Here is a 26,396-nt window from a genome sequence, read left to right on the forward strand (position 1 = left end):
TGACCAAGACTTCTAGGTAAGCAAGGACAGCTCCTTCAGCCGGTTCAGGGCGAGCTGCACCCCGTCCTCCACGGAACAGCGGTCTGTCGGGAGGATAATCTCGGGCGCCTCCGGAGGCTCGTACACATCCGAGACGCCGGTGAACATAGGGATAGCTCCCTGCCGCGCCCGCGCGTACAAGCCCTTCGGATCGCGCCGTTCGCACTCGGCCAGCGGACAATCGACGAACACTTCGACGAAGGGCGCTAACTGCTCGCGCGCGTAAGCACGCATGTCCCGGTACGGGCTGATCACCGAGACAAGCGGAATAATTCCGTTGCGGGCCAACAGCCCGCTAATATATACGATCCGGCGGATATTCTCCATCCGATCTTCCCGGCTGAAGCCAAGCCCCTTGCCAATGGCGGCGCGAAGCTCATCGCCGTCCAGACACTCGACCCGGCGGCCATGCGATCGGAGCGCTGCCGCGATTGCATGCGCCATCGTCGTCTTCCCCGCCCCGGAGAATCCCGTCAGCCATAATGTGATTGCGTGTTCAGACAATGGTTGTTACCTCCTTCCGCATGGAATCATGCCGCACAGGGATGCGTTCCAGCAATCCCCCCGCATACGTTGTGCCCAGTTCCAATTCCGGCATATGAATATACCCGATATAGCAGCCGCAGTTATTCATCCCGCAGGCACGCTCTGCCGCCAGCCCTTCCAGCCCGTCCCGATACAAGTGGCCGATGACGCGCCGATCCTGATAGCAGCGCTTCACGATGCCTGAGCCCTGTACGTAGAAGACCGTCTCCCCCGCTGCGCAGGGCCGGCCGAGGCTGTCATAATCCCTAAGATTGATTGCAAAATAAGGATCGACGCCCTGCAGCCGCTTCTCTTCTTCCGCCATATAATAATCCGGCTGATCCTTGTAGGCGTTCACCCAGACGTATACGTCTTCCGGCAGCCGCCGCCGGATCTCCTCGATCGCGTCAAAGGCGCTTCTGACCCCGACGGTCCCGACGCTAAAGGAGATGCCCTGCTCATACAGCCGCATGCATTGCGACAAAAAGCCGTCCCGGCTTGTCTGTCCCGGATGGTACGTTACCCAGAAGGCCGCCTTGTCCCGATTCAGCCGCTCCGTCCAATCCAACTGGCAGGACAGGTTCGTCTGAATGGCCACCTTCTCGATATGCGGAAGCTCGGACAGCTCGATCATCGCCTCCCTGTACCAGCGGTGAATGAGAGCCTCCCCATACGGATTGAAAAACAGGGCAAGACGATGCCCGGCCTCCTCCTGCGCCCGGATCCAGCCCATGAACGTCTCCAACTGGCGCTTGTCCTGTGCCAGCGTCTCCCGGCTGTCCTTCGTCTTGCTGAAGGGGCAGTACGGGCAGCTGTAATTGCAGGACGACAGCTTCCCCCGATAATAGAGCACTGCCCTCATCGCAGCTCATATCCTTCCATCCGCTCTCTCACGGCGGAGGAGATCAGCTCGTCCCCGATCGCGTCGGAATACGCCATCCCGAGCGTTGTCAGACGCAGCACGCCCGCTTCCAGCTCGGCCAGACCGAGGCGCAGCAGCTGCTCCAATTCGGGATGCTCCTGCATCGCTCCACTGCCGAAGCGCTCCTCATAGGCGGTCAGCTCCAGCCCTTCGCGATGCAGAATCGCCTTCAGCAGATAGCGCCGCTTCTGTTCCGCCTCGTTCAGCACGAAGCCGTAATCGGCCTGATCATGCCGCTCCGCCGCCACATAGTCGGCGATGATGCTTCTCGTCGCTGCCTGGCTTACCCCGTAGCGCGACGCATAATGCACGCGGCGCGTATACGAGCGGGCGCCGCAGCCCAAGCCGACCATCCCTTCTTCCTGACAGCTGAAGGGCAGAATCCGCTTGTGAGCGAAGCCGCTCACCTTGGAGAAGCGCCGCATCGAATACTGCGTGTAACCCGCTTCCTCCAGCCGCTGGCGCGCCATCTCGTACAGCTCCAGCCGGATGTCCGCACCCTGCTCGCGTATCCGATCCGGCTTCAGAATCGTATTCTCCCGCGTGTAGAGCGGGTAGATGAAGATCTCCCCCGGCCCGTAGCTGAGCGCCTTCTCCAGCGAGTAGAGCCATGATTCCGGCGTCTGCCCAGGCAAGCCGTAGATAAGATCGACATTCACCAGCGGGAATTCGAACGCCATCAGCCGTTCCAACGCTTCCTCGGCCAACCGCGGCTTCTGCGGCCGGTAGATCGCCGCAGCCTCGTGCTCGACGAAGCTCTGAATGCCGATGCTGACGCGGTCCGTCAGCCGATCCTTGAGGACATGCAGCCGTTCCTCCGTTACCGTATCCGGCGATGTCTCCACCGAGATGGAGGCCTGCGACGGGTCCAGTCCCATCACCCGCTCCGCAATATCGAACAGCCGGTTCAACAAGGGGGCTTCCAGCAGCGTGGGCGTTCCCCCGCCTACGGCAAAGCGGGAAAAAGGCCGCCCGGCGAACCAAGGCGCCCATTGCCGGGCCTGCCGCTCCAGCGCATCCACATACTGCTCATGCACATCGGCCCGCCGGTCCGGCAGCGTGAACAGATTGCAGAAGCCGCAGCGAGCGCCGCAGAACGGAATATGCATATAGAGGAAATAATAGTCCGTCTCCTCCCGCTGCCACAGCTCCTCTAGCGGCAGAGCGGGCTCAAGGGGACGGTAGGCCGTCTTATGCGGATACGAATACAGGTACGAACGGTACGGGGACTGCAGCCATCGCCGCCGCTCCTCTTCCAGCTCGGGGTCCATAAGCCCGCCCATTGGGCTATCCGGTAGCCTGTTCATTTGCCCGGCCGGTAGCCTGTCCGTTCGCCCGTCCGCCAGCCCCTCCATTCCCCCTTCCGTCAGACTGTCTGTTTTTAGCCTGTCTTTTGGCCCGTTCACCGCAGCCGGGATTGAATTCGGCGCTCTCATCATGCCTCTCCCCTCTCTCATCACAGAAAAAACTCCCGGTACGGCACATTCCATACGACCTCGTGCGCAAGGCGATGACCTTGATAGCCATCCTCGCCATAGGCGGTGCCATGATCGGAGAACGCCATGCAGAATGTTTTGCCCCGCTTGCGCAGCGCATCGAACAGAACGCCGAGCTGGCTGTCCACATAGCGCAGCGCCGCCCGCTGCGTCTCGACCGAATCCTCCCTCGCGCCGGGAATGAAATAATGGTTCGGCCCGTGAATCGCGGATACGTTCAGGAACAGGAATTGCCGCTGCCCCGGATCGGCCCGCTCCAGCAGCTTGAGCGCATGCTGCACCTGATGCTCGGTGGAGCGGGGATTCGTTACCCCGAAGGTCATGCGCCAATAGCTCTCCTGGAAGTAGCCGGGAAGCACTTTGGCCAGCTTGTTCTTCTTCGTGAAGAAGATGACCCCGCCGATGCAAATCGTCCGGTATCCTTCCGCCGCCAGGCCGGAGACAATATCCGGCGCATCGAATTGCCAGGTGTACGGGTGGGTCTTCAAGCCAGTGTTGCGCGTATGGAACAGCCGGACGTGGGATGCCTTGTCCGTGTTCGCCGGCGTTGGCAGGAAGCCGCCGAAAAAGGCATGGTGCGCCGCATAGGTGAAGCTGCCCGGCGTATGCCGCTTCTCCCACGGGCCGTCCGCGCACAGGTTCGGACAGTTCGCCTCCTCCAGCTTCGCCACGTCATACCGAAGCGTATCGAGCGTTATCATGACAATATCGTGAGTGCCCACGATTTGATTCATATCAATCATTGGTGATTCTTCCTTTCCAGCAGCTGACGCATCTGCCATTCGTAGGTGTTCCACCCTTCATATTCGACCCGGTAGAGCAGATCGCCGAAGGGATTGATGTCGACGGCATAGGTCATCCCGCTGCCGCGCCGGACGAGCACGTCGATTCCTGCAACCGTCGAGCCCGGAAATGACGCCAAGGCCGCTTCCGCGGTCGAGGCTACCGCTTCCTCCACCCCGGAAGCGATCATGCCTTCGTGCAGCGGGCGGCGCTCATTCCGCAGGTGCAGGTTCGTGATCGGGCTGGAGCTAAGCCGCAGGACGGCATGGCAAGCCGACCCGTTCACGACGAGTTGGCGCACATCGAATGATTTGCCGTCGAGGCGCTCCTTCGCGATCCAGCGCTCCACATGAGCCCCCTCCCCGCACAGCCAGTCGACCATGCGGCGGATCTCCGCATGGTCCCGGTATTGCCGCAGACGGCCGGAATTGTAAAAGACGGTCTCTCCCGCCCGTTCCTCCAACTCCAGCGTCGTGACCGCCAGCTCGGCTCCGGTCGCGGGCTGGCACTGATACGCGATGACCCCGGCCGCTCCAGAGCCGCAGGCCAGCTTGAGGAAGAGGCGATGCATGCCGCTCGACCGGATGGCGGCCTGCAGCTCTTCATAGCCGGCAATCGAGCCGGCCGGGGCCGGGAGGTCTGGCATGCGCACGCCATGCCGGGACAGATGCTCCCAGCAGCGCCGCTTGTCGAACATGACGGCAATGTCGGCGGGATCGTTCACCCAGCGCACCGGGATGCCGGCAGATGACGCCTGCAGCCGCAGCCGGGCGAGCAAGCGGCAATAGCCCCGGAACCATTGGGCCGGATAGCGGATCCGCCCATGCTCTTCCAGAAGGCGCCGCGCCGCGTCCGCCGGGATACTCTCTTGCGCCCCCGCCCCTTGCTCGTCGGCGGACCCGTTCAGGGCGCCGAGCGCGATCAGCTCGCGTTCGACTTCGGGATGCTCGCCTGGAGCATCCAGGCGAATGATCGGGCTTCCCGCTCCCGAACGGCGCACGCGGTCCAGCATTTCCTCCAGCGAGGCGGCTCCCTGCAGCAGCTCCTGATAGGTGAGCAGCAGCGCGGGTGCCAGCCCGAATCTGCGGCGGGCTGCCTGGAGGCCGTCCGTGCGCCGGTTCCCGGCATTGCCAATCAGGATGTACGGCGCATTCCCGGCCGTTCCTTCCCGCACGGCAGCCAGATCGGCCCTCGGTTCAAGCTCAGATACATTCATCGCTACTCGGTCAGGAACGGATAGCGCCAGTCGTCTTCCGTATCCTGCTGATCACTGACATCGACGGACAGCCCGGAATCTTTCCAGCGCTTCACCATCTCGTCCGACATGTAATGGTATTTGAGATCAAGATGCTTCAGCTTCTTCACCCGGGCGCTGGCGAGCAGCGCTTCCGCGCCTGCATCCGACAAGGTGCCGTATGACAGATCGAGCGTCTCCAGTTGATCCAGAATCGGCGCATCGGCCAGCGCTTGCGCAATCTCGTCCTGAATCTCGCTATCTTTCAACCCGAGATAGGCCAGCTTCGGAAATAAACCGGGCTCCGCTACAGACAACACGTCATCCAGCGAACCGGAGAAGCCGTATTCATCGACGCCGAGATACAGCTCCAGCTTCCGCAGCTCCGGCAGCTTCGCGTTCCGGACGTCAGACAGCACCTCTGCGGGCAGTCCGCCGCAAATAATGACCAGCTCCTGAAGCCGCGCATGCTCCAAGGGCTCCAGACGCAGGTCCGTGCTTCCTTTGGCCGTGAATGATTCCAGATTCGGAAATGCCTTCAGCAAGGGAGACAAGTTCGTCTGAATAATCCAGGAGACCTCGCAGTCTTCATAGTCCATATCTCCGATGAACAGCTTTTTCAAGTTCGGGAACCGTTCCCGATTCGCTATCAGGGTGTCGAGGAAGTCGTCAGGGGAATTCTCGTAGGCTTGCCCCCAGTCGCCGATAATTAAGCTGACGAGCTGCTCGCTGTGCTCTCCGGCCGCCAGCTTCTCGATCAGTTCAGACATCCTCTCTCCATCTTCATATTCTTCATATCCAACCGACAAACGAATTTCAATCATAGATAGCCCTCCCGTGGCGATATTGGACGTTCCTATCATTACGACAACCTATTCTTTTTCAACAAATCGGGTAAAAGTCCTGTTATCGATGCCACATTTTGGGCCTAAATTGCCGTAAAATGAATCCAAAGTCACGGGACGGTGGAAATGAATGGTTGATACAATAGAAGTCCCCTCTTCTGTATATTGTTCGGAACCGGGAAGCGGCGGCCCCTGCCCCGCCCCGAGCTGGAACCAATGAGGATGGGACGGCACAACACGATGCAGATGGGGATACCGCTAACAGCAACATTGCGGTTCAAGGCTCTTCCGGGTTTTGCGCTCAAGTTGCTTGCCTGCTGAGCAGGCTCCGGCGGCATCCTGTCCGAGACGAAGGAGAATCCGAATGGAGAATACGACGATGTGGATCATCATTGGAATTTTGGTGACCGATATTATCATTGTATTGTGTGTGGTATCCTCAATCTTGCGCAAGAAAAAGAACGAAAGACAACAAGAACATGAAGTGATGACACGAGGCATCCCCGCTTCCGCCACGATTACGTCTCTCTCGCCGACAGCATCCATGATCGATGATCAACCTGTTGTTATGCTAGCATTGGACGTGGTGATGCCGAACGGAGAATCGTTTCCAATCGAGATCAGAACAGCCATTCATATGATAAATATTCCGAAATTCCATGAAGGGGCGCAGATCAGCGTCAAAGTGCTGGAGGAGCACGGAACGAAGCGCGTCGCCGTCCTTGGCACCGGCATGAAGACCTATTGATCAGGCTGCCTCTCCCGGGCAGTTCGCCGGGCCAGTCTTGACGAGGCGCATATGCGGCGCAATTCAGGTTGGGATACGGACATGAAAAAGGGAGGCCGACGCCCCCCTCTCCCGTTCCGCCGAGGACTACATCTCGAAGCCATCCGGCCAATGGATCTGGACGCCCTTCTCCTGAATGAGCGACTGGAAGCAGTCGAGATGGGATGGCTCCTCATATACTTGATGCGGCGTAATCCGATGCTGCAGCGAATAGGCGACCAGATAGCCTGCTGATTCGCCAATGTTCCATTCCGTCGGATGCAGCCGGTAGCTGCCGTTAGACACTTGGGTCGTACCGATATTTTTGCATACCGGCAATATATTGGTCATCCGGACAGGCAGCAGGGCGCCCAGCGGAATCTCATATGGATAACTAGGAAGGTAGAACTTGCGGTGCGAGACCGTTGTCGTATGAAGATCCAGATGATAGCTGCCCACGCCGATGCTGTCGGGGTAGCGGCGAATTCCTGCCTCTCCCCGCATCTCCTTGCCGACATCGGCTTCGGTAATGGTATAACGCGCCTTGATCCGGCGCGATTCCCGAATGTACGGCGTTTTGGCCATGCCATCCTCGGTGCCGAGCACGTCGGTGCGCAAGCGGAGACCGGGGTAGCCCTTGCCGCCGTCCGGCCGTGGCATCTCCGTCTGCAGCCAGTAGAGGAGCGAGAAGCTCAACTGCTTCGCATTCTCCAGGTGCTGCCGCTTCTCTGCCTCGCTAACGCCGATAATCGGGCCCAGGTAGTAATCGTTCTGCGGCCAGTTCACCAGCGTGATGTCGCTCTCATAGAAGCCCGGCTCGAACAGGGCCTTATCGATAATCCGCCGGTACGTCCACAGCGGCATTGGATCCTGGCCGTCGGAGAACAGGTTGAATTTGCGGTATTTGGCCGGATCGTTGACATTGATCGTATACATGCTTAACAAAGGATAGATGGACGGCGCCGGAACATACTGCCGCCAGAAATCATATTGCTCCGGCTTCTCGATCGTAAAGTTCCCTTCCGGGAAATACTCGATGGCGAATACATGGGTGAATGACTGGATATCAAGGGGATTCGCCTGCTCGGACGCATGCAGCTCGCCCGTCTCGGCGCGCGATTCGGCCCCGATTACATGCTCCACCCCGGCCAGCGGCAGCAGGTCGCCGCATTCGGTTGCGTCGAGAAAGTATGAACCTGTCAAGCGGGTCAACTGCTGTGTGCGCACATGCGATACCGTGACCGAACGGACGATATCGCCTTCCGTCTCGGCCTCCACCGGAATCGTCTCGTAGAGAATCGTAATCCGGCCGCTGCTCGTGTACGGTGCCAGCATGTCATGCAGCACGCGCAGCGCCACCTTCGGCTCATGGCAGAGGCGGCTGACCCATCCCCGTCCGGGGTTGAGCAGGGGATTATCCGCAGCTTGCTCGGTAAGCGGATAGTTCGCCCGGTAATAAGCCCGCACTCGCTCGCGGAGCTCCCGGTATGTACGGGTGCAGCCCATCGACTCAATGACCTTGTGCTCATCGGGAGGAACCGCCTGCGACGTCAATTGACCGCCAATCCAATCCGTCTCTTCCGTCATCACTACACGCAGTCCCATTGCGGCGGCGGACAAGGCAGACGCGACGCCCCCCAATCCTCCGCCGATGATTACGACATCGGCCTGGATGTCATCCTTCATCAGCTTCAATTCCTAATCCCTCCCTCTCATGTTAAATTCATGTATACTATAACACATCTTTCCGGCCCTTTTCTCCCCTGCTTCCGAGGCCAAAAGAGTTCCTCCTATCTTTTACCCGCTGCCAGACTCTCGAATCCTACATAAAATCGATACAAAAAGCCGGAGGAAATACACTCCCTCCGGCCTCGTTTTTTGGTGCTACCAGATCCCATTAACACTTGTCGATGAGCACGATGCTGTCCACTTCTTCATCGGTCAGCTTGACGTTGGTCTTGCCGTCATCATACATGCGGTATAGACGTCCATTATCGCTACCATTCACGCAGAAGAAGCCGGCGACGCCGTCTGCATACATGAAGGAATCCCAGTTCGTGCTAATTGGGAGTTATAGCCAACCTTTCGACCTTGCGTTCTCGATGGCCTCGATGCGTGTCCTCGCCTCCAGCTTGCTCATGATACTGGACAAGTAATTGCGCACGGTGCCATAAGATAAATACAGCGCCGATGCTATCTCATTCGCGGTGCGCCCTTCGGCGGCAAGCTTCAAAATCTCACGCTCCCGCTCGGTCAGCGGATTATCTTCTTTACGAATGACGGCAAAAGCGAGCTCCGGCGAAATCTCCCGTTCACCCCGCATCACGCTGCGTATCGCCGCGGCAAGCCGCTCGCTCGGCTCATCCTTCAGCAGATAGCCTTGAACCCCGGCTTTCACGGCACGCTCGAAATATCCCGGCCGGCCAAAGGTCGTCAAAATAATAACCCGGCAATTCAAGCGCTGGCGCTTCAGCTCTTCGGCTACATCCAGGCCGCTCTTGGCCGGCATCTCAATATCCATCAGACATACATCCGGCTTCAGCCTTGCGATCAGCGCCAGCGCTTCGTCCCCGTCGCCGGCCTGCCCAACCACTTCAATATCATCCTCCAGATCAAGGAGGGATGCGAGCGCGCCGCGCAGCATTCGCTGATCCTCAGCGATCACAATCCTTATCATGCCACACCTCCTCCATCTTTCCCGTCTTTGACGATAATCGGAACCGTGACCGTCAATTGTGTGCCGCTCTCATCCGAATCCAACATCAAGCTTCCATCTATCAAGACAAGTCGTTCCGACATGCCATTCAAACCGTTGCCCATGCCGCTCCCGCTCCGTAAGCCGATACCGTCATCCTGCAGACGAATCCGGACCACGGCATTCGTCCGCTCGATCTGAATGCGGCAGTTCTTCGCGCGGCTGTGCTTGACAATATTGGTGACCGCTTCCCGGACGCATAGGCTGAGCATATTCTGTGTCAGATCCGGGACTCCCTCCAATGACAGATCTCCCCGCACCTGGAGCTCGATGCCGGCACTCCCCAGCATTCGCTCGGCCTCCACCAGCTCCTGAGCAACCGTGACGGCACGCATATCGGAGACGAGCTCACGCACCTGCCGCAGCGCGGCCCGGGAGGTCTGCCCAATCTCCCGGGCTTCCTCCCGCGCCCGATCGGTCTCCTGCTTCATGATCAGCTTCTCAACCAATTGGCTCTTGAGCGTAATAAGAGACAGCGTATGCCCGAGCGTATCATGCAGATCACGGGCAATTCGCAGCCGTTCCTCCCGCTTGACCAGTTCCCGAATCTGCTCATTCGCCTGGTCCAGCTCCTTCTCCAGTTGGTGACGCCGATGCATCGACCGCATGCCAAATGGAGAGGCTAATATGGTGGCAATAAAAGGAATGAAAAAGATATACTCCGACACATCAATGGCTCGCAAATGAAATAACATCGGCAACAGTATGTACGCGACAAGCGCGCCGTACGCAATATTGAATTTTCGCCTGTCCCGATAAAATGAGATGAAGTTCGCTGTATAAAAACCAAGAAATATATAGTTGGGATTATAGAACGTGAGCAGAATAGCGCTTAACAGCATCTGCAGCGCAACCCAGGAATCATAGGCCCGGCCGGAAACGAAATAAAGCTGCCGATAGGTTACGACAAATAAGGCGAGCAACGCGTAGCCGATGGTTTTCTTCACTCCATGCTCGAACTGCATATTGTAAATAAACAGGGCCATATAGATTAACCATATATAAGGATAAATTCCCCAATGCCGGGGGAACAAGCTGAACTTCGTCCGGGACATGAACTACACCGCTTCCTGCTTTTTTCGGATATACGTAGATAGTATCATAAACAGAAGCAGATAACCTGCCAAAAACAATGCGTGCTCCCATTGCGGCGTCTCGCCGCGCACAATCTCCCAGGCTCCTCCCCCGAAATGATAAGCCGGCAGCAGCTTCGCAGCCGTCTGGAGGAACTTCGGCATGATATCCAGCGGGAACCACATGCCCCCTGTAATCGCCAGCAGCATGAAGATCGCGTTGCTGACACCGCTCGCCGTATCTACCCGCTTCATCGTCCCCACGAGGGCGCCAAGCCCGAGGAACGGGATCGATGCAAGCAACAGCCACAAGCCGCAGCTAAGCCAGGCAGACCAGGACAAGGACACTCCATTCAATAGATACCCGCACAGGAAAATAGTGATAATCGAGAACAAATGCATCATGAACTGACCGAACATTTTCCCCGCAAAATAAATACTGCCCTGCAGCGGCGTAATTCGGATATATGCAGTCCATCCGTTCTTGCGCTCCTGCACGATGCGGATGCCCAAGGTCATAATCGCCGATCCCATAATGCTGAATCCGGTCATCGACATCAAATAATGCGCCTGCCACCAAGCCTTATTATCCACGCCCACATTCACGATGCGGGTAAAGATAAAATAGAAGACCATTGGCATCAGCAGCGACCAGAATACAAAGTACGGGTTGCGAATAACGCGCAGCAGTTCCATCTTGCACTGGACAAATAACAGCTTCATCAGTATGCGACCTCCTGAGTGCTCGTAGTCAATTGCTCGAACGCCTCATCCAGACGCCCATGATCGATGCGGATATCTCTGGCAGGAAGCTGCCGCGAGAACATGGCTGCCAGCACGCCGTCGGTGTCATCCGTACGGATGTGGATTCGCCCATCAATATATTCGCAATCCGACACATTCGGCCACTGGCGAATGCTTGCGCAGGCAGCAGCCGCATCTCCCTCAAGCTGGAAGGAAACAGATTTCTTCAGGAGCCGCGCCTTGATCTCTGCTGGCTTGCCATCTTCCACAATCTTTCCCTGATGAAATAAAACAATCCGGTCGGCCGCATCATCGGCTTCCTGCAAGTAATGCGTCGTAAACAGGACCGTCTTCCCTTCGGATGCCAGTGTGCGCACTTGCTCCCAGAAGCGGCGCCGCGCCGCAACGTCCATGCCTACCGTCGGTTCATCGAAGAAGACCAACTCTGGGTCACCGGCCAACGCGAGCGCGAAGCCCGCTCTGCGCTTCTGCCCGCCGGACAGCTTCTCCGCGTACATATTCAGCTCCGGCTTGCTTAAGCCGGTCAACTCGATCAGCCGCTCCATCGCCAGCGGCTTCGGGTAATAGCTTCGGAACATCTCGATGACCTCATGCACCTTCAGCCGGTCGATGATACTGACCTCCTGCAGCATAGCGCCAATCCGCTGCCTTACTTGCTGGTGCTTCGGCTCCTTGCCGAACAACCTGACCGTTCCATCGGTCGGCTCCATCAAGCCGAGCAGCATCGAGATCGTCGTCGTCTTCCCGGCACCGTTCGGCCCTAGGATGGCAACGACGGAACCTCGCCTAACGTCCAGCGACACCCCGTTCACCGCCGTTTTATTTTTGAATCGTTTCGTGACATTGTCCATCTGAATCACTGCATCCATCTTGCGTCCCCCTCACTCCTTGCTTCTATCCTTATCATAAATATTCGGGGTTGGGCAGGTTAGTATAGACTGTCATGATGTCAGTATGACAATTGTCATCCTCATTACTTGGCGCGACAAGACTTGGCCCAATTGCGGTTGTAGTTCCCGGAAGCCTTGACTCTGCTGCTTTTTTGGTTGCTGCTATCCCAATCCGTCAGATATGTCCCTGATCCTTATGATCGTTATCCCATTCAGTCAGGTATGTCCCCCACTCTGTTCCTTTTGAGCGCTATCCCATTCGGTCAGATATATCCTTGCTCTGCTCCTTTTGGTCACTATCCCATCCAGTCAGCTATGTCCCCCACTCTGCTCCTTTTGAGCGCTATCCCATTCTGTCAGATATATCCTTGCTCTGCTCCTTTTGGTCGCTATCCCATTCTGTCAGATATATCCTTGCTCTGCTCCTTTTGGTCGCTATCCCATTCCGTCAGGTATGACTCTACCTTGTTGCTGCACCTGACTGCTCGGGATAGTGGCGCTAAGAGGCTCAGCAAATACATACATTCACCTGACTGCTTGGGATAGCGACGGTAAGAGGCTCAACACATACATACGTCCACCTGACTAGTTGGGATAGCGACGATAAGAAGCTCATCACATACATAGATTCACCTGACTACATGGGATAGCGACGGTAAGAGGCTCATCACATACATACGTCCACCTGACTAGTTGGGATAGCGACGGTAAGAGGCTCAACACATACATACGTCCACCTGACTACATGGGATAGTGACGGTAAGAGGCTCATCACATACATACGTCCACCTGACTGCTCGGGATAGTGGCGCTAAGAGGCTCAGCAAATACATACATTCACCTGACTGCTTGGGATAGCGACGGTAAGAGGCTCATCACATACATACGTCCACCTGACTAGTTGGGATAGCGACGGTAAGAGGCTCATCACATACATACGTCCACCTGACTACATGGGATAGTGATGGTAAGAGGCTCATCACATACATACGTCCTCCACCTGACTGTTTGCGATAGTAGCGCTAAGAGGGGCAGCACACAGTTACGTTTATAAAAAAAGAACCGTCGCAGCTTTTGCGCTGCGGACGGTCCTTGATATGATCAGTTTAGTTACTGCGAATCCAGGCCGAGATATCCTGCATGACTTGTTCTGGAACGTTGCCTGGAATGGTGTACTCTTGGCCGGTAGATGGCTTGTCACTCTCCACGAATACGTGGTTCAGCTTCGGATACAGCTTGTATTGGACGCCCGCGCGGCTTTGGAGAGCCTTCTTCCAGCCGTCCAGATGCTCTTTGCCGACCTGAACGTCATTGTCCCCCTGGATGATGAACAGCGGCACCTTCTGATCCTTGGCGATCTCTCCACCCTGGTGGTTGCGGAAATCGATCCACCATGAAGCGTTCGGCAGCGGGAAGTTAGCCGGAAGATTGTCGAGTGTATATTGCTCATCCTTGATGATGGCAACCATCTGCTTCCACATCTTCAATTGACCTTCTGCTGCCGCGATGGCTTCTGCCGGTTGTTTGTTGTCTTTGGCAGATTGAAGCTGGCGTTCCATCTGCTCGATCATCAAATCTTCGATGGACCCGGATGGACCGGCCGCGATGACAGCCCCACGGATCGCCTTCCCCGTGTCGGCCTTGACGATATTCGGGATAAGCATGCCTCCCTGGCTATGGCCGAGCACATAGATGCGGTCCTTGTTCAGCCGCATGTCTTGCCCTGCCCACTGCACCGCCAGCAGTGCATCATCCACAGTCTCTTCCTTCACGGTGAAGCGCGGAATCGCAGCGGATTGAACCGGATATTCCCGCGTCCGCTTCTCATAGCGGATGGTGGCAATCCCTTCCTTCGCCAATCCGATCGCCATGTCACGGAACGTCTTGGCCGCCCCGATCGACTCGTCACGGTCGTGAGCCCCCGACCCATGAACCAGCACGAGCACCGGATATGTGCCAGACGCATTCGCTGCGGCCGGCAGGGTCAATGTACCGGGCAGCTTGAAGTGGCCATCGCCGATAACAATTGTCTCTTCCTTGTAGAGGGAGGCGTCGTCATAGGCCGGCGGCTGGTAGCCCCCGGATGGGAGATACGAGTATAATACATCGTTCAACAAGCCGTTCTCCTTGTAACGAAGTGTAAGTGACAGCGTCAAGTCCTTGTCCGTCTTGAACAACACCTGCACGTTCTGATGCACGCCATCGTTGTCCGAGGATGCTTGAACGAATTGCGTCGGCTTGCCGACCATAGGAATAATCTGCTGCGCCAAGCGCGACAAGTGGGCCACCTTCGTCGCTTCCTTCAATTCCGGCGTCAAGAGCGAAGCCAGCTGCGCTTCCTCTTGCGGCGCCTCCGCCAGGGCGGCCCACTGGACCGTAAATTGGGCGGCACGCGTTTTCCAATCGGCCTCATCGGCCAGCACCTTGCCGTTCACCCAATTCCCTTGAACCTGCAGCGCTTCCTTCATGGTGCTCCAAGCTACGTAATAACGGGGGTCCTTCTCCTTGCCTTGCAAAGCACCGGCGTCAAGCTTAACGACGGTTCCGTTCACCTCGGAACGGCCGCTCGCGGAATTAATCGTCCATACCCGATCACCGTAGGTTACGGTGATCGTCTTCGTCGGTTGATCCCATTCGACGAGAGCCCCGATCGATTCCGCCGCCTGGCGCAACGGCACCAGTTCAGCCGCGGATTCAGTGGCCGCCCCGGCTTCCTGCGCCATCGCCAACGGCGCCATGCTTCCGAATAACAGACACCCGGCGATCAACCATTTCCAACTTGATCTCCCCATTAGTTTCTCCCCCTCACCTTTTCATATGTAGCTTCAGCGGCATAAATCATTTCCATTTCGAAATCAATAGCCAAAAAAACAATAGCACAGCGTTTCTTGGGGTGTCAAAGAAATTGCCAATAAGGGAGACGTGACGGTGACGCCTCCCTGCTATCCTTATGATTGCAATACTTGTTCGATATCTGCTAATTCTTCCGTCGTGAACGCCAACTGCTCCAACGCCTTCACATTTTCTTCGATCTGGCTAACCCGGCTGGCGCCAATGAGGGCGGAAGTGATCTTCCCGCCGCGCAGGACCCAGGCAAGCGCCATCTGCGCCAGCGACTGGCCGCGACGTTCCGCGATCTCGTGAAGCCGGCGAATCTTGGCGATGACTTGGTCAGACACTTCTCCCTCTTGTAAAGATCCCGAAGCTTTTTTGGCTCTGGAATCTTCCGGGATCCCGTGGAGGTAACGATTCGTCAACAGGCCTTGCTGAAGTGGACAGAACGCGATGCTGCCTACGCCTTGGTCCTCCAGCACGTCTTGAAGGCCCTCCTCGATCCAGCGGTTAAGCATCGAATAGGACGGCTGATGAATGAGCAGCGGCGTGCCTAAATTCTTCAAAATCCGGATCGCTTCGGTTGTCTGCTCTGCATCATACGAGGAAATGCCGACGTACAGCGCCTTGCCCTGGCGAACAACTTGGTCGAGGGCCATCATCGTCTCTTCCAGCGGCGTATCCGGATCTGGACGATGTGAATAGAAAATATCGACATAATCAAGCCCCATCCGCTTCAAGCTTTGATCGAGACTGGAAATGAGATATTTCCTCGATCCCCATTCTCCGTACGGGCCTTCCCACATGTAATAGCCCGCCTTGGTCGAGATGATCATTTGATCCCGGTACGGACGGAAATCCTCCTTCAGCATTTGCCCGAACATCAGCTCGGCGGAACCCGGTGGCGGACCATAGTTATTCGCCAGGTCAAAATGCGTAATCCCCAGATCGAACGCGCGCCGCAGCATGGCCCGTCCGTTCTCAAATGAATCGATTCCTCCGAAATTATGCCACAGCCCTAGCGAAATCGCGGGCAGCTTCAACCCCCAACGGCCGCAGCGCCGGTAGACCATCGAATCATAACGCTTCGAGTCTGCTTGATATATCATTCCCTCATCTCTCCCTTCGTAGAGCCGCTCAGGATGGATCCTTGCTCTCACATCTTATTATACCTGTACTTCCCTCCGCTGCATCTCCTGACTTTGGCGGGGATAAGAGCAGTCGTCCGGAACCATATTAATGACACATTCGATGGGGAGGGCGTTCCACGGACGCCGGACAGGCCGCTACGGTTGTGCAGCGGCCCATCGAATGACTTACGTTATCGCACTTATGTTCCATTATCATGAAGGAGGCTAAGCCGATGACCTCTCCGAAGCACCGGCGTGAAAATGCGGATAAAATCCGCAAACAAACTCCGCACTCCCACGGCAAAGTGAAATCGTTCCGAGAGCTGGCCGAGGAGTAGCACGGCAAAGGGGCAGACATCTCCGGCACGGAAACGGCTGACGGGGATGTCTCCCTCCCCTCCACATGAGTTATGAGAGGCGCAAACGTTCTGATTTAAGCGAATGAGAGCGTCCTTCTCGGGCCAAAATAACGGTAATTATATCCCCCTTGTATCTGCTCCATGTTCCGTCAGGAAGACGGCAATTCCATGTTCGTCACAATACTCTTGATATTGTTGCGGCAGCGGCTCTGAAGTGATCAGCGTATCGACTTGATCGAGCGGAGCATAGGTCAACAGCGTGGAACGCCCGAACTTGGAAGCGTCGGCTAGCAAGTAGACCTGCTGCGCCTTATCCACAATCTTCTTCTTAATCTCGTATTCTAAAATATCCGAGTTCGTCAATCCGCTCTCGGTCGATACGCCCGTCGCCGCCATAAATGCTTTGTTGATATTGTATTTGTCGAGAATATGCAGACTCTCGCTGCCGACGAACGATTTCGTATCCCGCTTATAGCAATTCCCGATCGCCATTAGCGTGATATGCTCCAGATTCGCTGCGGCATTTATAATATCAAGACTGTTAGTCAAAATAGTCAACTTCGGAACCAGCGGCAAATACTCCACTATACTGCGCGTCGTCGTACCGGAGTCGATAAATATCAATTCATTTCCTTCCACAAATTGAGCCGCGCATTTGGCAATGGCCGTCTTTTCCAATGAATTCGTAATATCCCGGTTCTCGAACGGAATCAGATGGCTGGACACCGAAGTGACGCCGCCATAGACCTTATGTATCGTCCCCTTGTCCAAAATATTGCTGATGTCACGGCGAATCGTGTTTTTCGAAACATTGAAGTGCTCGCACAGCTCATCCAACGAGACAGTTCCTACCGAATGGATATACTCTTCGATATCTTGCAGCCGTTTCTCCCGCATCGGCTCCTCCTCCTTTCTCTTTTACAAAAAAATATAACATATCACCACAAGGTAATCAACAGTTACCAATATAGGTCGTTTCTATTCAGTTCATAACTCAATCAATTGCTTAACATAACCATAAAATAACCATGAAATAGATTGACAATCCCCCATCTCGGGATTAGTATGTACCCAAAAGAGAACCAAGTAGTGAGATAAGTTCATCAAAAACGTAACTATACTTACTAGCCACCCGGAGGAGGAAGCACCATGAACGAGATCAGAAAAATCAAAAACTACATCAACGGCGAATGGGTGGAAAGCGGCACGGCCCACTATGCTGGATGTTCCCGATGGCGATCGCGCTTGGCAATACGTTCATCCTCAAGCCTTCCGAGAGAACGCCCCTCCTGACGGAGAAATTGGTCGAGCTGTTCACGGAAGCCGGGCTGCCCAAAGGCGTATTCAACATCGTCTATGGCGCGCATGACGTGGTGAACGGCATCCTGGAGCATCCTGCCGTCAAAGCTGTATCCTTCGTCGGCTCCAAGCCAGTAGGCGAATATGTGTTCAAAAAGGAAGCGAGAACCTCAAACGCGTTCAAGCGTTAACCGGCGCCAAAAACCATACGATTGTGTTGAAGAATGCGAATCTGGAAGAGACGGTGACGAATGTCATCTCCGCCGCCTTCGGATCAGCCGGCGAACGATGCATGGCTTGCGCTGTCGTCACGATCGAGGAAGACATTGCCGACGAGTTCATCGCGATGCTGCGCGAACGGCAAAGACAGCGTCGATTTCTATACGAGAAAAAAGTCGTGACGGCACGATATCCAAAACCTGCATTTGAATAATGGCGGTTCTGTATTTTAAGGCCAAGAAGGAGCCTTGCGGAGACTATATTTAGGCAAAGAGGGGGACAAAAATGACATTCGTATCAATGACAGAGATGCTGCAATGCGCTCGGAAGGAAAACTATGCCGTAGGGCAGTTCAATATTAACGGTTTGCTGTGGGTTCAAGCCATTTTGCAGGCGGCGGAGGAAACCCGATCTCCTGTCATATTGGCGGCCTCCGATCGAATGATCGAGTATCTCGGCGGATTCGCCACCATCGCGTCCATGGTTAAGGCGGTGAAGGAAGAACTGGAGATTACCGTGCCTGTGGCGCTTCACCTCGATCATGGAACCAGCTTCTCCCGATGCGTGCAAGCGATTGATGCCGGGTTCAGCTCGGTCATGTATGATGGCTCCCATCTGCCGATACAAGACAATATTGCCAATACGCAAAAAGTAACCTCTTATGCCCATGCTCATGGCGTATCCGTCGAGGCCGAAGTCGGATCGGTCGGGGGGATGGAGGACGGACTCGTCGGCGGGATCCGGTATGCCGATCAATCCGAATGCGAACGCCTGGTCAGAGAAGCCGGCGTCGATGCCCTCGCTCCCGCGCTCGGCTCCGTTCACGGGAAATATCAAGGCGAGCCCGTGCTCGGCTTCAAGGAAATGGAGGCCATTGCAGAAGCGGTGCGCATTCCGCTTGTCCTTCACGGCGCATCCGGCATTCCTCTTCCTCAATTGAAGAGGGCGATTGAACTAGGCCACGCGAAAGTGAACTACAATACGGAGTTAGTCACGGCTTGGACCGAGGCAGTCCGAGCGGTGCTGGAGGAAAACCCGTCTCTGTGCGAGCCCAGAGCCATTATGATGCCTGCCAAGGAAGCGCTGGTTGCCATAGTGAAAGAAAAGATAAACAAACTGGGCTCTGCCGGCAAAGCGTAGAGCCTGTGCCGTCCGGCGTCTGCTGCCGCCATAGACTGCGAAGCGTCTTTCCCGGTATATGGCGGCACACGCGGTTCGCCAGCAGCCTCCCGTATCCCGCTCTACTCGACTCGATGGGCGGTATGCCGCGCTCCGCAGCAGTCCGTGTACTCTACACACCCGAATTCACCCGTCTGAGAAGCCGAGAACTGAAGCCGTTCGTGAATCATCTCGGTCACAAAGGTAGCGTGGTTGCCATCGTAATGGACCGGGATAAGCTTGAACTTATAACTTACCCCATACATTTTCGGCACGGTCAGATACAGCTCCCCTTGCTTGACGGAAATATCAAGCACAGGAAAGGGCTCCTTGTCCATCGCATATTTCCCCGCTACCGACCCAACCTCAGTGAAAGAGACGGGAACAGCGGGAAGCGGCAAGGACACTGGCTTCTCAAATAAGATCTTCGCCAATTCCCGGCTAACCTGCGTCACCGGAACGACATTCATATTGCTCAGCACGATAATTGCCGCATCTTGATCGGGGAGGCGGAGCAAATCGCTGTAATAGCCGCTAATATCTCCAAAATGATTCACGCATCGACGGCCGAATAGCTCCGAGATCATCCATCCGCAGGCATACGAACCATGGAGCGGAGCGAACATCTTCTCCGTCAATTCGCGGCTGAGCAGCCGGCCTGATGACAATGCCGCATCCCACGCAAGCAAGTCCTCCGTCGTCGAATACATGCCATAGGCTCCTAACGGAAAAGACATATCCGCGTATGCCGCATGAATCGGCCGCTCCCACCAGGAATAACCCGCAGCCAGCCCTGGTATCACCTGTATTCCCTCATCGCAGCCAGTATGGCGCAGTCCGAGCGGCCGGCATATATGCTCTTCCACATAATCCGCATAGGACAGACCGGATACGTTCGCGATGATGGCCGTCAGCAGTGCATAGCCCGAATTGGAGTAACCGAATCGGCTGCCTGGCTCGAATTCCAGGTCAAGCCCGCTGAACGATTCTATTAACCGATCCAGCGTCTCAGGAAGTCTCATTGTATGCGGCCAGAAGTCAGAAAAGCTGGTATAGTTCGGAATTCCAGAGCTGTTCGTCAAACAATGATAGATCGTGATGCGCTCCCCGTACGGATAATCAGGGATATACTTGCCGATCGCATCATCTATGCTCAGCTTCCCCCGCTCATGCAGCTGAAAAATGCACATCGCCGTAAATGACTTCGTAATGGAGCCGATGCGGAAAGCCGTCGACGGCCGATTCGGCACCTGATGCTCCCAATTCGCCATCCCGAAGCCTTCATTTAACAGGATGCGGCCTTTCATGGCCACCAAGATCGATCCATGCAAGTAGCCGTTCCGCTCATAGGCTTCTGCCCAATGGCGAAGCCGTTCTTCAATAGAAATCGAATTCATTTAGTTCCGCACCTTACGAGTGAGATGATTTCTTCCGCACACTCCTCGGGAGTTTTGTCTTTGGTATAAATTATATGCTTTGCCAGCTTGTAGTTCGATTGATGCTCAACAAAATGCTTGTTGATTGCATGGAACTCTCTCTCGTTCAAAATCTGCAATGATTCCGTTTTATCCGCCGAGGGCAAGATTAAAAATATATTTCTTTCCTCTTGCAATACCTGCTCTACCTTAGAGAAGAGTTCCGAATCTTCGTATACGGAATGCCCTCCGCCGAAGTCTATGACATGCTCCTTGTGTTCTTGTAGTATCCTTATCACAGCATGCGCTTCAAACGGCTTCCAATACTTATACACCCCTTCTGAACCGCTATGGCTGCGGATCTCCCTTTCCTTTTCCTTGCTGTAGCCGATTTCCTCATAATATTGCCAACGCACATCATCTACGCTGCAGCGCGGATATCCTAGTTTTTGTGACAGAATGTCTGCTAGCGTGGATTTACCCGTTAGTATAGGACCAATGAGTATGATATTGGACACGATGATTTCCTCCTTAGCTTTATCTCTTCTTCAAGGAAATTACGCCCGCCGTTGTTACGTTCCGTACAGTATACCATCTTGTTCCAGTATATCAAGGAAAGTTCTTCCTAAATGGAACCATCCAACTCCATGTCGGGATTGGCCCCGGCATCAGCAGAAAAAGCCCCGCAGCCGATCGCTCGGTCTGTGGGGCATCAAATATATAAGAGAGCTTACTATGAAGAAAAAACGTCGCACAACAGAGCAGCGGGCTTGCCATGCCTCTCCCGTCGGGAACCGTTGAATTACGGCACTTCAATAGGCAGCTCTCCATTATAATTATTGTAATACCAGGTAGAGTACCCATCTGCTTCGTGCTCTGAGCCAGAACCTTTTTTCTCATCATAAACCGATTCGTAAGCATAATCACTTACTTTATCCCCATCGATATCAAAGCTGATAGAGATTCGAGGGTACTCTCTTGCCTTTTTTGCGAATTTATAGGCTTCAAAATATTGACCCTCTATGACTTCGTTGAACACACTAGGTGTTGTAACAAACTTCCTCGTGTCCAGATATATTTCTTTCGTCTCTGTCTCCTGATATTGCTTCTTCATCGTGTATACAAATTGCAGCTCCGTTGGAGCAAACATGACTTCCATATGATCTATTCCGCTGTAATGATCGAGCATGCGTTGCCGGAATTCATCCACAAGCGGTGAAGTTACCTTTTTATAACTCATACAACTTGCTAGCAGGACAATCGCAAGGAGTGAACAAACCCAGAAGCGCTTTCTCATAACCCCACCTTCATTCGCCATCACACAACCCTTCATGGCACTGCATAGAGGCGTCACTCGAAGTACATCAATCCGCCTTGCCACCAACCGTATTTCATTGCGTCAAAATGAACCCGGTAATCGATACTATGACGTTTTCCCCAAGTTGACACGGCAATCCATCGGTTGTCATTAGGATCTCTGTAATATTTCGTTATCGTCATCCAATGCCATTCATAATCATAATTCGACCATTTTTTTGTATTCAGTGTGGCCACAGGCGAATCAATCGACAACCCTGCTTTAATGTAGTTCGCAGTATTATCCAATGTAAAAGAAGAGTTATCCGTAACCCGGCTCAAGGTAACGCCTTTATCCTTGGCGTAACGTTCCACTGTAGAAGCAAAGTCGCTAACAGACACTTCACCAAACATACCCGGATTTATATAATCGTATAAAGTATTCATATGCTTCATAAAGTCTGACAATGACCATGTGTTTCCGCTGTATAATTTCCCATACTTCCTAGAGTCTTTAATTTTAGCTAAGTAATTGGTAATATTAGCAGCAGCAACAGGGCCACATCCCCGTTCTGCTTGATTACTGCCACTATCCCACCAATTTTGGTTGCCTCCATAACTATACACACCATTAGAATACTCTATCGGAACAAAATTTCCATACGTCCGTTCCGAATATAAGCTGACGTCTTCTTTGGCTGCAAGCGTCGAGTAGCTAGGACTTGCCTGTTGCAAGTTCCTCATATGTTCTCTATTTTCTTCATTTCTGATGTTTTTATAAGCATCTTGAATAACGGATTGATTCTTCTCAATAGTATTTGTTACTTCATGAATTTGCCTTATATTCGTTATATCAAAATACTGCACGCTTTGATTCATTTCTCTTTTTAATATATACTGCATTGGCGGTATAAATACGAGCTGAGCGGAACCTGCGTCGGAAGCGTTCGTTTCATTCAGTTTGCTGAGGATGTTGGAAATAATATTATCTTCAATCAAAATATTGTAGGTAGCATATCCATCTTCAATAGCCCCTACGGTCATGTAGCCGATATCTTCTCCATTTTCCAAGAGAGGAACCATATAGGCAAACATATTATTTTGCAAATCATACAACGGAATAAAGTCTTCAGAAGCCGTAAGTGTCTTGCCTTGGGTCTGGATATCCGTACTTAAATATCCTTGCAGATTCATATCAACGATCTTCATGACATCGCTGCGCGGAAGTAGCTTTGTTGAACTTACAGCTAATCCGTTGTCAACCTCTGTAGTTTCAGCAAATACACTGGTCGAAAGTAATGATGCAAGCAATGTTATGACCATGAAAACAGCAACTATCGACTTACTCCTCATTCAAAAATTCCTCCATTTCATATTGTTGTGAAACAAAAATACCTAAGCAGTTAGTTGTCTCTTGGCATGCTGTAATTAGCGTTAAAGGGGGATCTAGTTGGCTCTATGATAGCGATGAGGTGATGAACAAGTCGTGGCAGTCATACCGATATGTAAACATTTTATAATTTTGGTTATTTTAATTATTTCATATTTTTTCCAATAAACAATAGGTACCCAGTCCTATATATACAGAGAATATCATTTCGAGGCACGGAATTGCTCTATTGCGAACAGAGACGAAGCAGCAGGCCGCTTGCGTTGAACTGCAACTGCTGTGGAGTTTCCCTTTCTTTTTCTTGCAAAAAAAGCCCCGCAGCCGATCAATCGGCCTGCGGGGCATCCAATATATATATGAGAGCTCAGTATTGAGAGAAAACGTTACACAACCGAGCAGCGGTTACCTAGGCTTTCTACTTGCTAGGCAATCCTGGCCTTACGCGGCCTCCTGCTGCCCTTCGTTCGGTTCCGGCGCCATTTTCTTCGCCAAATATACGGCTACGAAAATGGCTGTAATGCCGCCTACCAGCTTCCCGACGATCATCGGGAAGATCATGTCCTTAGCGACCCCCGCCGTAAAGCCGAGGTGATCGCCGAATACGAATGCCGCGGACACGGCAAAGGCCACGTTGATAACCTTGCCCCGGGCATCCATGTCCTTCATCATCCCGAACATCGGGATGACGTTGGCGAGCGTGGCGACCATGCCTGCCGCCGCAATCTCGTTCATGCCGAGCATCTTGCCCAGCTTCATCAGCGGCTTGTTGAACACCTTCGTGATAACAAAGACCATCGCGAAGGCGCCCGCCAATACAATGGAAATGTCGCCGACAATCTTGATTCCTTCCTCAATCGGCGCGAGTCCGGGAATAATCGTGATGTCTGTCAACTGCTGCGTAATGCCAGCTGCGAGTCCCAGCGTCGCGACGATAACAATGAACTGTCCGAAGATGGTGAAGCCTTTGATCATGCCTTGCGGGAACTTCCACAAGCCAAGCACGATAAGCAGGGCGAACAGCAGAATCGGCACCAGGTTGGACAAAATCATCGTAATCGAAAAACCTGCCGCCAATCCCCCGATTAAGCAACCGATCGGGATCGTGACGATGCCGGCCAATACGCCGGTAGCCAAATATTTGTGGTCTTCCTTCTTAATGATGCCAAGCGCAACCGGGATGATGAATACGATAGTCGGCCCCAGCATGGCGCCAAGAATCGTACCGGCGAACAAGCCGGCTTCCGGAGTCTTCGCCAATTCCTGCGCCAATGAAAATCCGCCCATGTCATTGGCCAGCAGCGTGGTCGCGAACATCGCGGGGTCTGCTCCCAGCGCGCTGTACAACGGGACGACAATCGGACTTAACAGCTTGGCCAGCACGGGAGACAGCGAGATGATCCCGACCATCGCCAGTGTGAGCGAGCCCATGGCCATGAGTCCTTCATCGAATTGATGGCCAAGCCCGAATTTGTAACCGATGCACTTGTCGATGGCGCCGAGAATCATGAAAATAACCATGCCGTAAATGATGATTTCGTTAATCTCCACGAACGTGCTCCTCCATTCTTAGTATGCGTGTTGAATTGCGTGTTAGCGTTCGTATCGAACGGTATATCGGAAATGTTCAAAAAGGCGGTATTTACGTCAAAAGCCGGCTTTTTGAACTGCCTATCGGAAATGCTGTTTGATTTCCTCGCTCGGGGAACGAAGCACGGTGCAATGAACAATCCGCTTTTCATCCATGGAGGAGGCGATCACCTTCATCCCTTGTTCCACGTCGCTCACGCTTCCCGTGAACACGGCGAGGAACTTGCCGCCAATCGCCATGCCGAGGTTCATCCTTTTCACATAAATATCGCACTGCTTCAAAGCCTCGTTGAACGCATAAATCCCGGAAGAGACCGTTGACGTCTCCATAATTCCGACGGCGTCCACAGGTTCGGAAGAATAGCGCTTCTTCAAGCCATCCACGAGACCGGGATGAACGCCATGCAGCATAAAATCGCTGATCCGGAATTCACCCGCTTCCGCCTTCGCGGAATCCATCGCCGCCTGTACGTCAGCAGTATCGCCGCTCATAATGATGAGGAACTTGCCTGGACAGATCGGCTTCAGATGATGCACATCCACGGGTGAGGTCTTCAGCATGCGATCCGCCGTTTCGTATCCTTTGCTGATGCTGCGAAGCTCTACCACGCCAATCGCGCTACTCATGGCGGGCCACCTCGATCGAATCGACGATGCCCACGATGACTGCGTCAACGGGCACATCCGCAGTGGCTAGCGATGCCCGGGCAGCGCTTCCCGTCGTGACGAGCACCGTGTCGCCGATGCCTGCTCCCGCGTTGTCCGCGGCGACAAATGGATCGCGCTGAACCGGCGCGCCGTCCACCGATAACGGCTTAACCACCAGAAAAGTCAGTCCGTTCAGCTTATTGTCTTTACGGGTAGCCCACAGGCTGCCCGCCACTTTTCCCACGATCATAGGTTCACCTCGCCCGTTATCTTCTGTGCACCCGCATCTGCTGCGTGCGCATGTAATCCTGCGCCAACGGCGTAATAATCGCGTGCCGATCAATTACGATTTCTGTCCGGTTTTGGAGACGGCATTTTTTGAGCTCGGCTTCGGTAATGACTTTGCCGTGCAGAGATTCCAGCTGGGAAGGCGCATCAGAATCCGCATACGCCGCTCCGCGGTCAGCTTGGGGCACAATCGCCGCCCCTCCGTCTTCCAGGCAAGCCAGCGGCAGCTCCGTCTGCTTCACCACATGGATACCATAACTGCGCAGCTTGTCCACCATGCCGTCGTACAGCTTGTACAGCAGGACAGGCGCTGTCGGCTTGTATTTCCGGTAAGCCAGCCCGTCCTCCAGCAAGACAACCTTCCTTCCCTTCAACAGCAGCGTCAGCACGAATCGCTCGCGCGGGCCTGCGCTAATGCCATTGGCCAGGTTGGACAACAGCTGGATGCATGTCTTCGGAATGAGGAGCAAATCGCAGTCTCGGAGCGACTCGTCGTAATAACACACGTCATAATGCGGCTGGAGGACGCTCTCCAATGCCGGAGCCGGCTCCGCAGCCAGCAGGACCGCTTGCTTCTTGGATGCGATCGGCTCGGCTTCGCTGGCCTGCCGCAGCCTTTTCAATACTTCGGCCGCGACCGCTTCAATCAGTGCCGCCCGATCCGGAGCTTCCATGTTCATAA

At 54.2% G+C, this 26,396-nt stretch carries 26 protein-coding genes and 1 pseudogene; 4 read left to right on the forward strand and 23 right to left on the reverse strand.

From position 1 onward, the window contains the following. Positions 1-12 precede the first annotated feature (12 nt). The 6 genes from cysC to FLT43_RS11930 all read right to left on the reverse strand — a co-directional run bounded on the left by cysC (position 13) and on the right by FLT43_RS11930 (position 5,823). Entirely contained in the window at positions 13-543 is a 531-nt protein-coding gene (cysC, locus tag FLT43_RS11905; RefSeq protein ID WP_087444709.1) for an adenylyl-sulfate kinase, read from the reverse strand. Beyond that, entirely contained in the window at positions 536-1,426 is an 891-nt protein-coding gene (locus FLT43_RS11910; protein WP_087444708.1) for an STM4011 family radical SAM protein, read from the reverse strand. The genes cysC and FLT43_RS11910 overlap by 8 nt, the downstream gene beginning before the upstream one ends. Continuing rightward, positions 1,423-2,769: an STM4012 family radical SAM protein gene (locus FLT43_RS11915; RefSeq protein WP_373994958.1), complete on the reverse strand. Its 1,347-nt coding sequence runs from the start codon at positions 2,767-2,769 to the stop codon at positions 1,423-1,425. Before FLT43_RS11915 ends, FLT43_RS11910 begins: the two co-directional genes overlap by 4 nt. A 173-nt stretch (positions 2,770-2,942) precedes the next feature. Next, positions 2,943-3,725: an STM4013/SEN3800 family hydrolase gene (locus FLT43_RS11920; protein ID WP_087444706.1), complete on the reverse strand. Its 783-nt coding sequence runs from the start codon at positions 3,723-3,725 to the stop codon at positions 2,943-2,945. Then, complete coding sequence (locus tag FLT43_RS11925; protein WP_087444705.1) at positions 3,722-4,981, reverse strand: STM4014 family protein; 1,260 nt, start codon at positions 4,979-4,981, stop codon at positions 3,722-3,724. Before FLT43_RS11925 ends, FLT43_RS11920 begins: the two co-directional genes overlap by 4 nt. A 2-nt stretch (positions 4,982-4,983) precedes the next feature. Next, positions 4,984-5,823 (reverse strand): STM4015 family protein, encoded by an 840-nt coding sequence (locus tag FLT43_RS11930; RefSeq protein ID WP_087444704.1) that lies wholly within the window; start codon positions 5,821-5,823, stop codon positions 4,984-4,986. 385 nt (positions 5,824-6,208) lie between these two features. On the opposite strand from FLT43_RS11930, the gene FLT43_RS11935 reads away from it, so the two are divergent. After that, the gene (locus tag FLT43_RS11935; RefSeq protein WP_087444703.1) at positions 6,209-6,592 is read left to right on the forward strand and encodes a hypothetical protein; all 384 of its coding nucleotides are present in this window, start codon (positions 6,209-6,211) and stop codon (positions 6,590-6,592) included. A 126-nt stretch (positions 6,593-6,718) separates the two neighbouring features. Here the strand turns inward: FLT43_RS11935 and FLT43_RS11940 are convergent, their stop codons facing one another. The 8 genes from FLT43_RS11940 to mgrA form a co-directional block, all read right to left on the reverse strand. Then, positions 6,719-8,296 carry an FAD-dependent oxidoreductase gene (locus FLT43_RS11940; protein ID WP_087445394.1) on the reverse strand — a complete coding sequence of 526 codons (1,578 nt, stop codon included), beginning with the start codon at positions 8,294-8,296 and terminating at the stop codon, positions 6,719-6,721. A gap of 211 nt (positions 8,297-8,507) precedes the next feature. Beyond that, positions 8,508-8,651: a hypothetical protein gene (locus FLT43_RS29325; protein ID WP_164776380.1), complete on the reverse strand. Its 144-nt coding sequence runs from the start codon at positions 8,649-8,651 to the stop codon at positions 8,508-8,510. A 30-nt stretch (positions 8,652-8,681) separates the two neighbouring features. Further along, positions 8,682-9,287 carry a response regulator transcription factor gene (locus FLT43_RS11945; protein ID WP_087444702.1) on the reverse strand — a complete coding sequence of 202 codons (606 nt, stop codon included), beginning with the start codon at positions 9,285-9,287 and terminating at the stop codon, positions 8,682-8,684. Continuing rightward, the gene (locus FLT43_RS11950; protein WP_115057823.1) at positions 9,284-10,420 is read right to left on the reverse strand and encodes a sensor histidine kinase; all 1,137 of its coding nucleotides are present in this window, start codon (positions 10,418-10,420) and stop codon (positions 9,284-9,286) included. The genes FLT43_RS11945 and FLT43_RS11950 overlap by 4 nt, the downstream gene beginning before the upstream one ends. A 3-nt stretch (positions 10,421-10,423) precedes the next feature. Continuing rightward, positions 10,424-11,161 carry an ABC transporter permease gene (locus FLT43_RS11955; RefSeq protein WP_087444701.1) on the reverse strand — a complete coding sequence of 246 codons (738 nt, stop codon included), beginning with the start codon at positions 11,159-11,161 and terminating at the stop codon, positions 10,424-10,426. Beyond that, positions 11,161-12,072, reverse strand: coding sequence for an ABC transporter ATP-binding protein (locus FLT43_RS11960; protein ID WP_087444700.1), 912 nt, complete (start codon positions 12,070-12,072; stop codon positions 11,161-11,163). The genes FLT43_RS11955 and FLT43_RS11960 overlap by 1 nt, the downstream gene beginning before the upstream one ends. A 1,127-nt stretch (positions 12,073-13,199) precedes the next feature. Beyond that, entirely contained in the window at positions 13,200-14,885 is a 1,686-nt protein-coding gene (locus tag FLT43_RS11965; RefSeq protein ID WP_087444699.1) for an alpha/beta hydrolase family protein, read from the reverse strand. 156 nt (positions 14,886-15,041) lie between these two features. After that, on the reverse strand, positions 15,042-16,034 hold the full coding sequence (gene mgrA / locus FLT43_RS11970; RefSeq protein ID WP_087444698.1) for an L-glyceraldehyde 3-phosphate reductase: 993 nt from the start codon (positions 16,032-16,034) through the stop codon (positions 15,042-15,044). Between the two features lie 254 nt (positions 16,035-16,288). Between mgrA and FLT43_RS29705 the strand changes: the two genes are divergently transcribed. Then, positions 16,289-16,393 (forward strand): DUF6254 family protein, encoded by a 105-nt coding sequence (locus FLT43_RS29705; protein WP_220182437.1) that lies wholly within the window; start codon positions 16,289-16,291, stop codon positions 16,391-16,393. A 138-nt stretch (positions 16,394-16,531) separates the two neighbouring features. Here FLT43_RS29705 and FLT43_RS11975 read toward each other — a convergent pair whose 3' ends face one another. Then, the gene (locus tag FLT43_RS11975; protein WP_087444697.1) at positions 16,532-17,311 is read right to left on the reverse strand and encodes a DeoR/GlpR family DNA-binding transcription regulator; all 780 of its coding nucleotides are present in this window, start codon (positions 17,309-17,311) and stop codon (positions 16,532-16,534) included. A gap of 335 nt (positions 17,312-17,646) precedes the next feature. On the opposite strand from FLT43_RS11975, the pseudogene FLT43_RS11980 reads away from it, so the two are divergent. Together FLT43_RS11980 and fba are read left to right on the forward strand one after the other, a co-directional pair. Beyond that, positions 17,647-18,146, forward strand: a pseudogene (locus FLT43_RS11980) (aldehyde dehydrogenase family protein). A gap of 71 nt (positions 18,147-18,217) precedes the next feature. Continuing rightward, entirely contained in the window at positions 18,218-19,072 is an 855-nt protein-coding gene (gene fba / locus FLT43_RS11985; RefSeq protein WP_087444696.1) for a class II fructose-1,6-bisphosphate aldolase, read from the forward strand. Between the two features lie 101 nt (positions 19,073-19,173). On the opposite strand, the gene FLT43_RS11990 is transcribed toward fba, so the two are convergent. The 8 genes from FLT43_RS11990 to FLT43_RS12025 form a co-directional block, all read right to left on the reverse strand. Continuing rightward, positions 19,174-20,487: a serine hydrolase domain-containing protein gene (locus FLT43_RS11990; RefSeq protein WP_087444695.1), complete on the reverse strand. Its 1,314-nt coding sequence runs from the start codon at positions 20,485-20,487 to the stop codon at positions 19,174-19,176. After that, complete coding sequence (locus FLT43_RS11995; RefSeq protein WP_244194364.1) at positions 20,484-21,023, reverse strand: shikimate kinase; 540 nt, start codon at positions 21,021-21,023, stop codon at positions 20,484-20,486. The genes FLT43_RS11990 and FLT43_RS11995 overlap by 4 nt, the downstream gene beginning before the upstream one ends. A gap of 284 nt (positions 21,024-21,307) precedes the next feature. Continuing rightward, positions 21,308-21,823, reverse strand: a complete 516-nt coding sequence (locus tag FLT43_RS12000) for a hypothetical protein (RefSeq protein WP_087444693.1) — start codon at positions 21,821-21,823, stop codon at positions 21,308-21,310. A gap of 32 nt (positions 21,824-21,855) precedes the next feature. After that, a complete protein-coding gene (locus FLT43_RS12005; RefSeq protein WP_087444692.1) occupies positions 21,856-23,154 on the reverse strand; it encodes a hypothetical protein in 1,299 nt (432 codons plus the stop codon). A gap of 475 nt (positions 23,155-23,629) precedes the next feature. After that, on the reverse strand, positions 23,630-24,739 hold the full coding sequence (eutH, locus tag FLT43_RS12010; protein ID WP_087444691.1) for an ethanolamine utilization protein EutH: 1,110 nt from the start codon (positions 24,737-24,739) through the stop codon (positions 23,630-23,632). A 120-nt stretch (positions 24,740-24,859) separates the two neighbouring features. Then, complete coding sequence (locus FLT43_RS12015) at positions 24,860-25,405, reverse strand: BMC domain-containing protein (RefSeq protein ID WP_087444690.1); 546 nt, start codon at positions 25,403-25,405, stop codon at positions 24,860-24,862. After that, a complete protein-coding gene (locus tag FLT43_RS12020) occupies positions 25,398-25,676 on the reverse strand; it encodes a EutN/CcmL family microcompartment protein (protein ID WP_087444689.1) in 279 nt (92 codons plus the stop codon). The genes FLT43_RS12015 and FLT43_RS12020 overlap by 8 nt, the downstream gene beginning before the upstream one ends. 16 nt (positions 25,677-25,692) lie before the next feature. Then, a complete protein-coding gene (locus FLT43_RS12025; RefSeq protein ID WP_087444688.1) occupies positions 25,693-26,394 on the reverse strand; it encodes an ethanolamine utilization protein in 702 nt (233 codons plus the stop codon). Between the last annotated feature and the right edge of the window lie 2 nt (positions 26,395-26,396).

This window comes from Paenibacillus thiaminolyticus (assembly GCF_007066085.1).
GTDB lineage: Bacteria > Bacillota > Bacilli > Paenibacillales > Paenibacillaceae > Paenibacillus_B > Paenibacillus_B thiaminolyticus.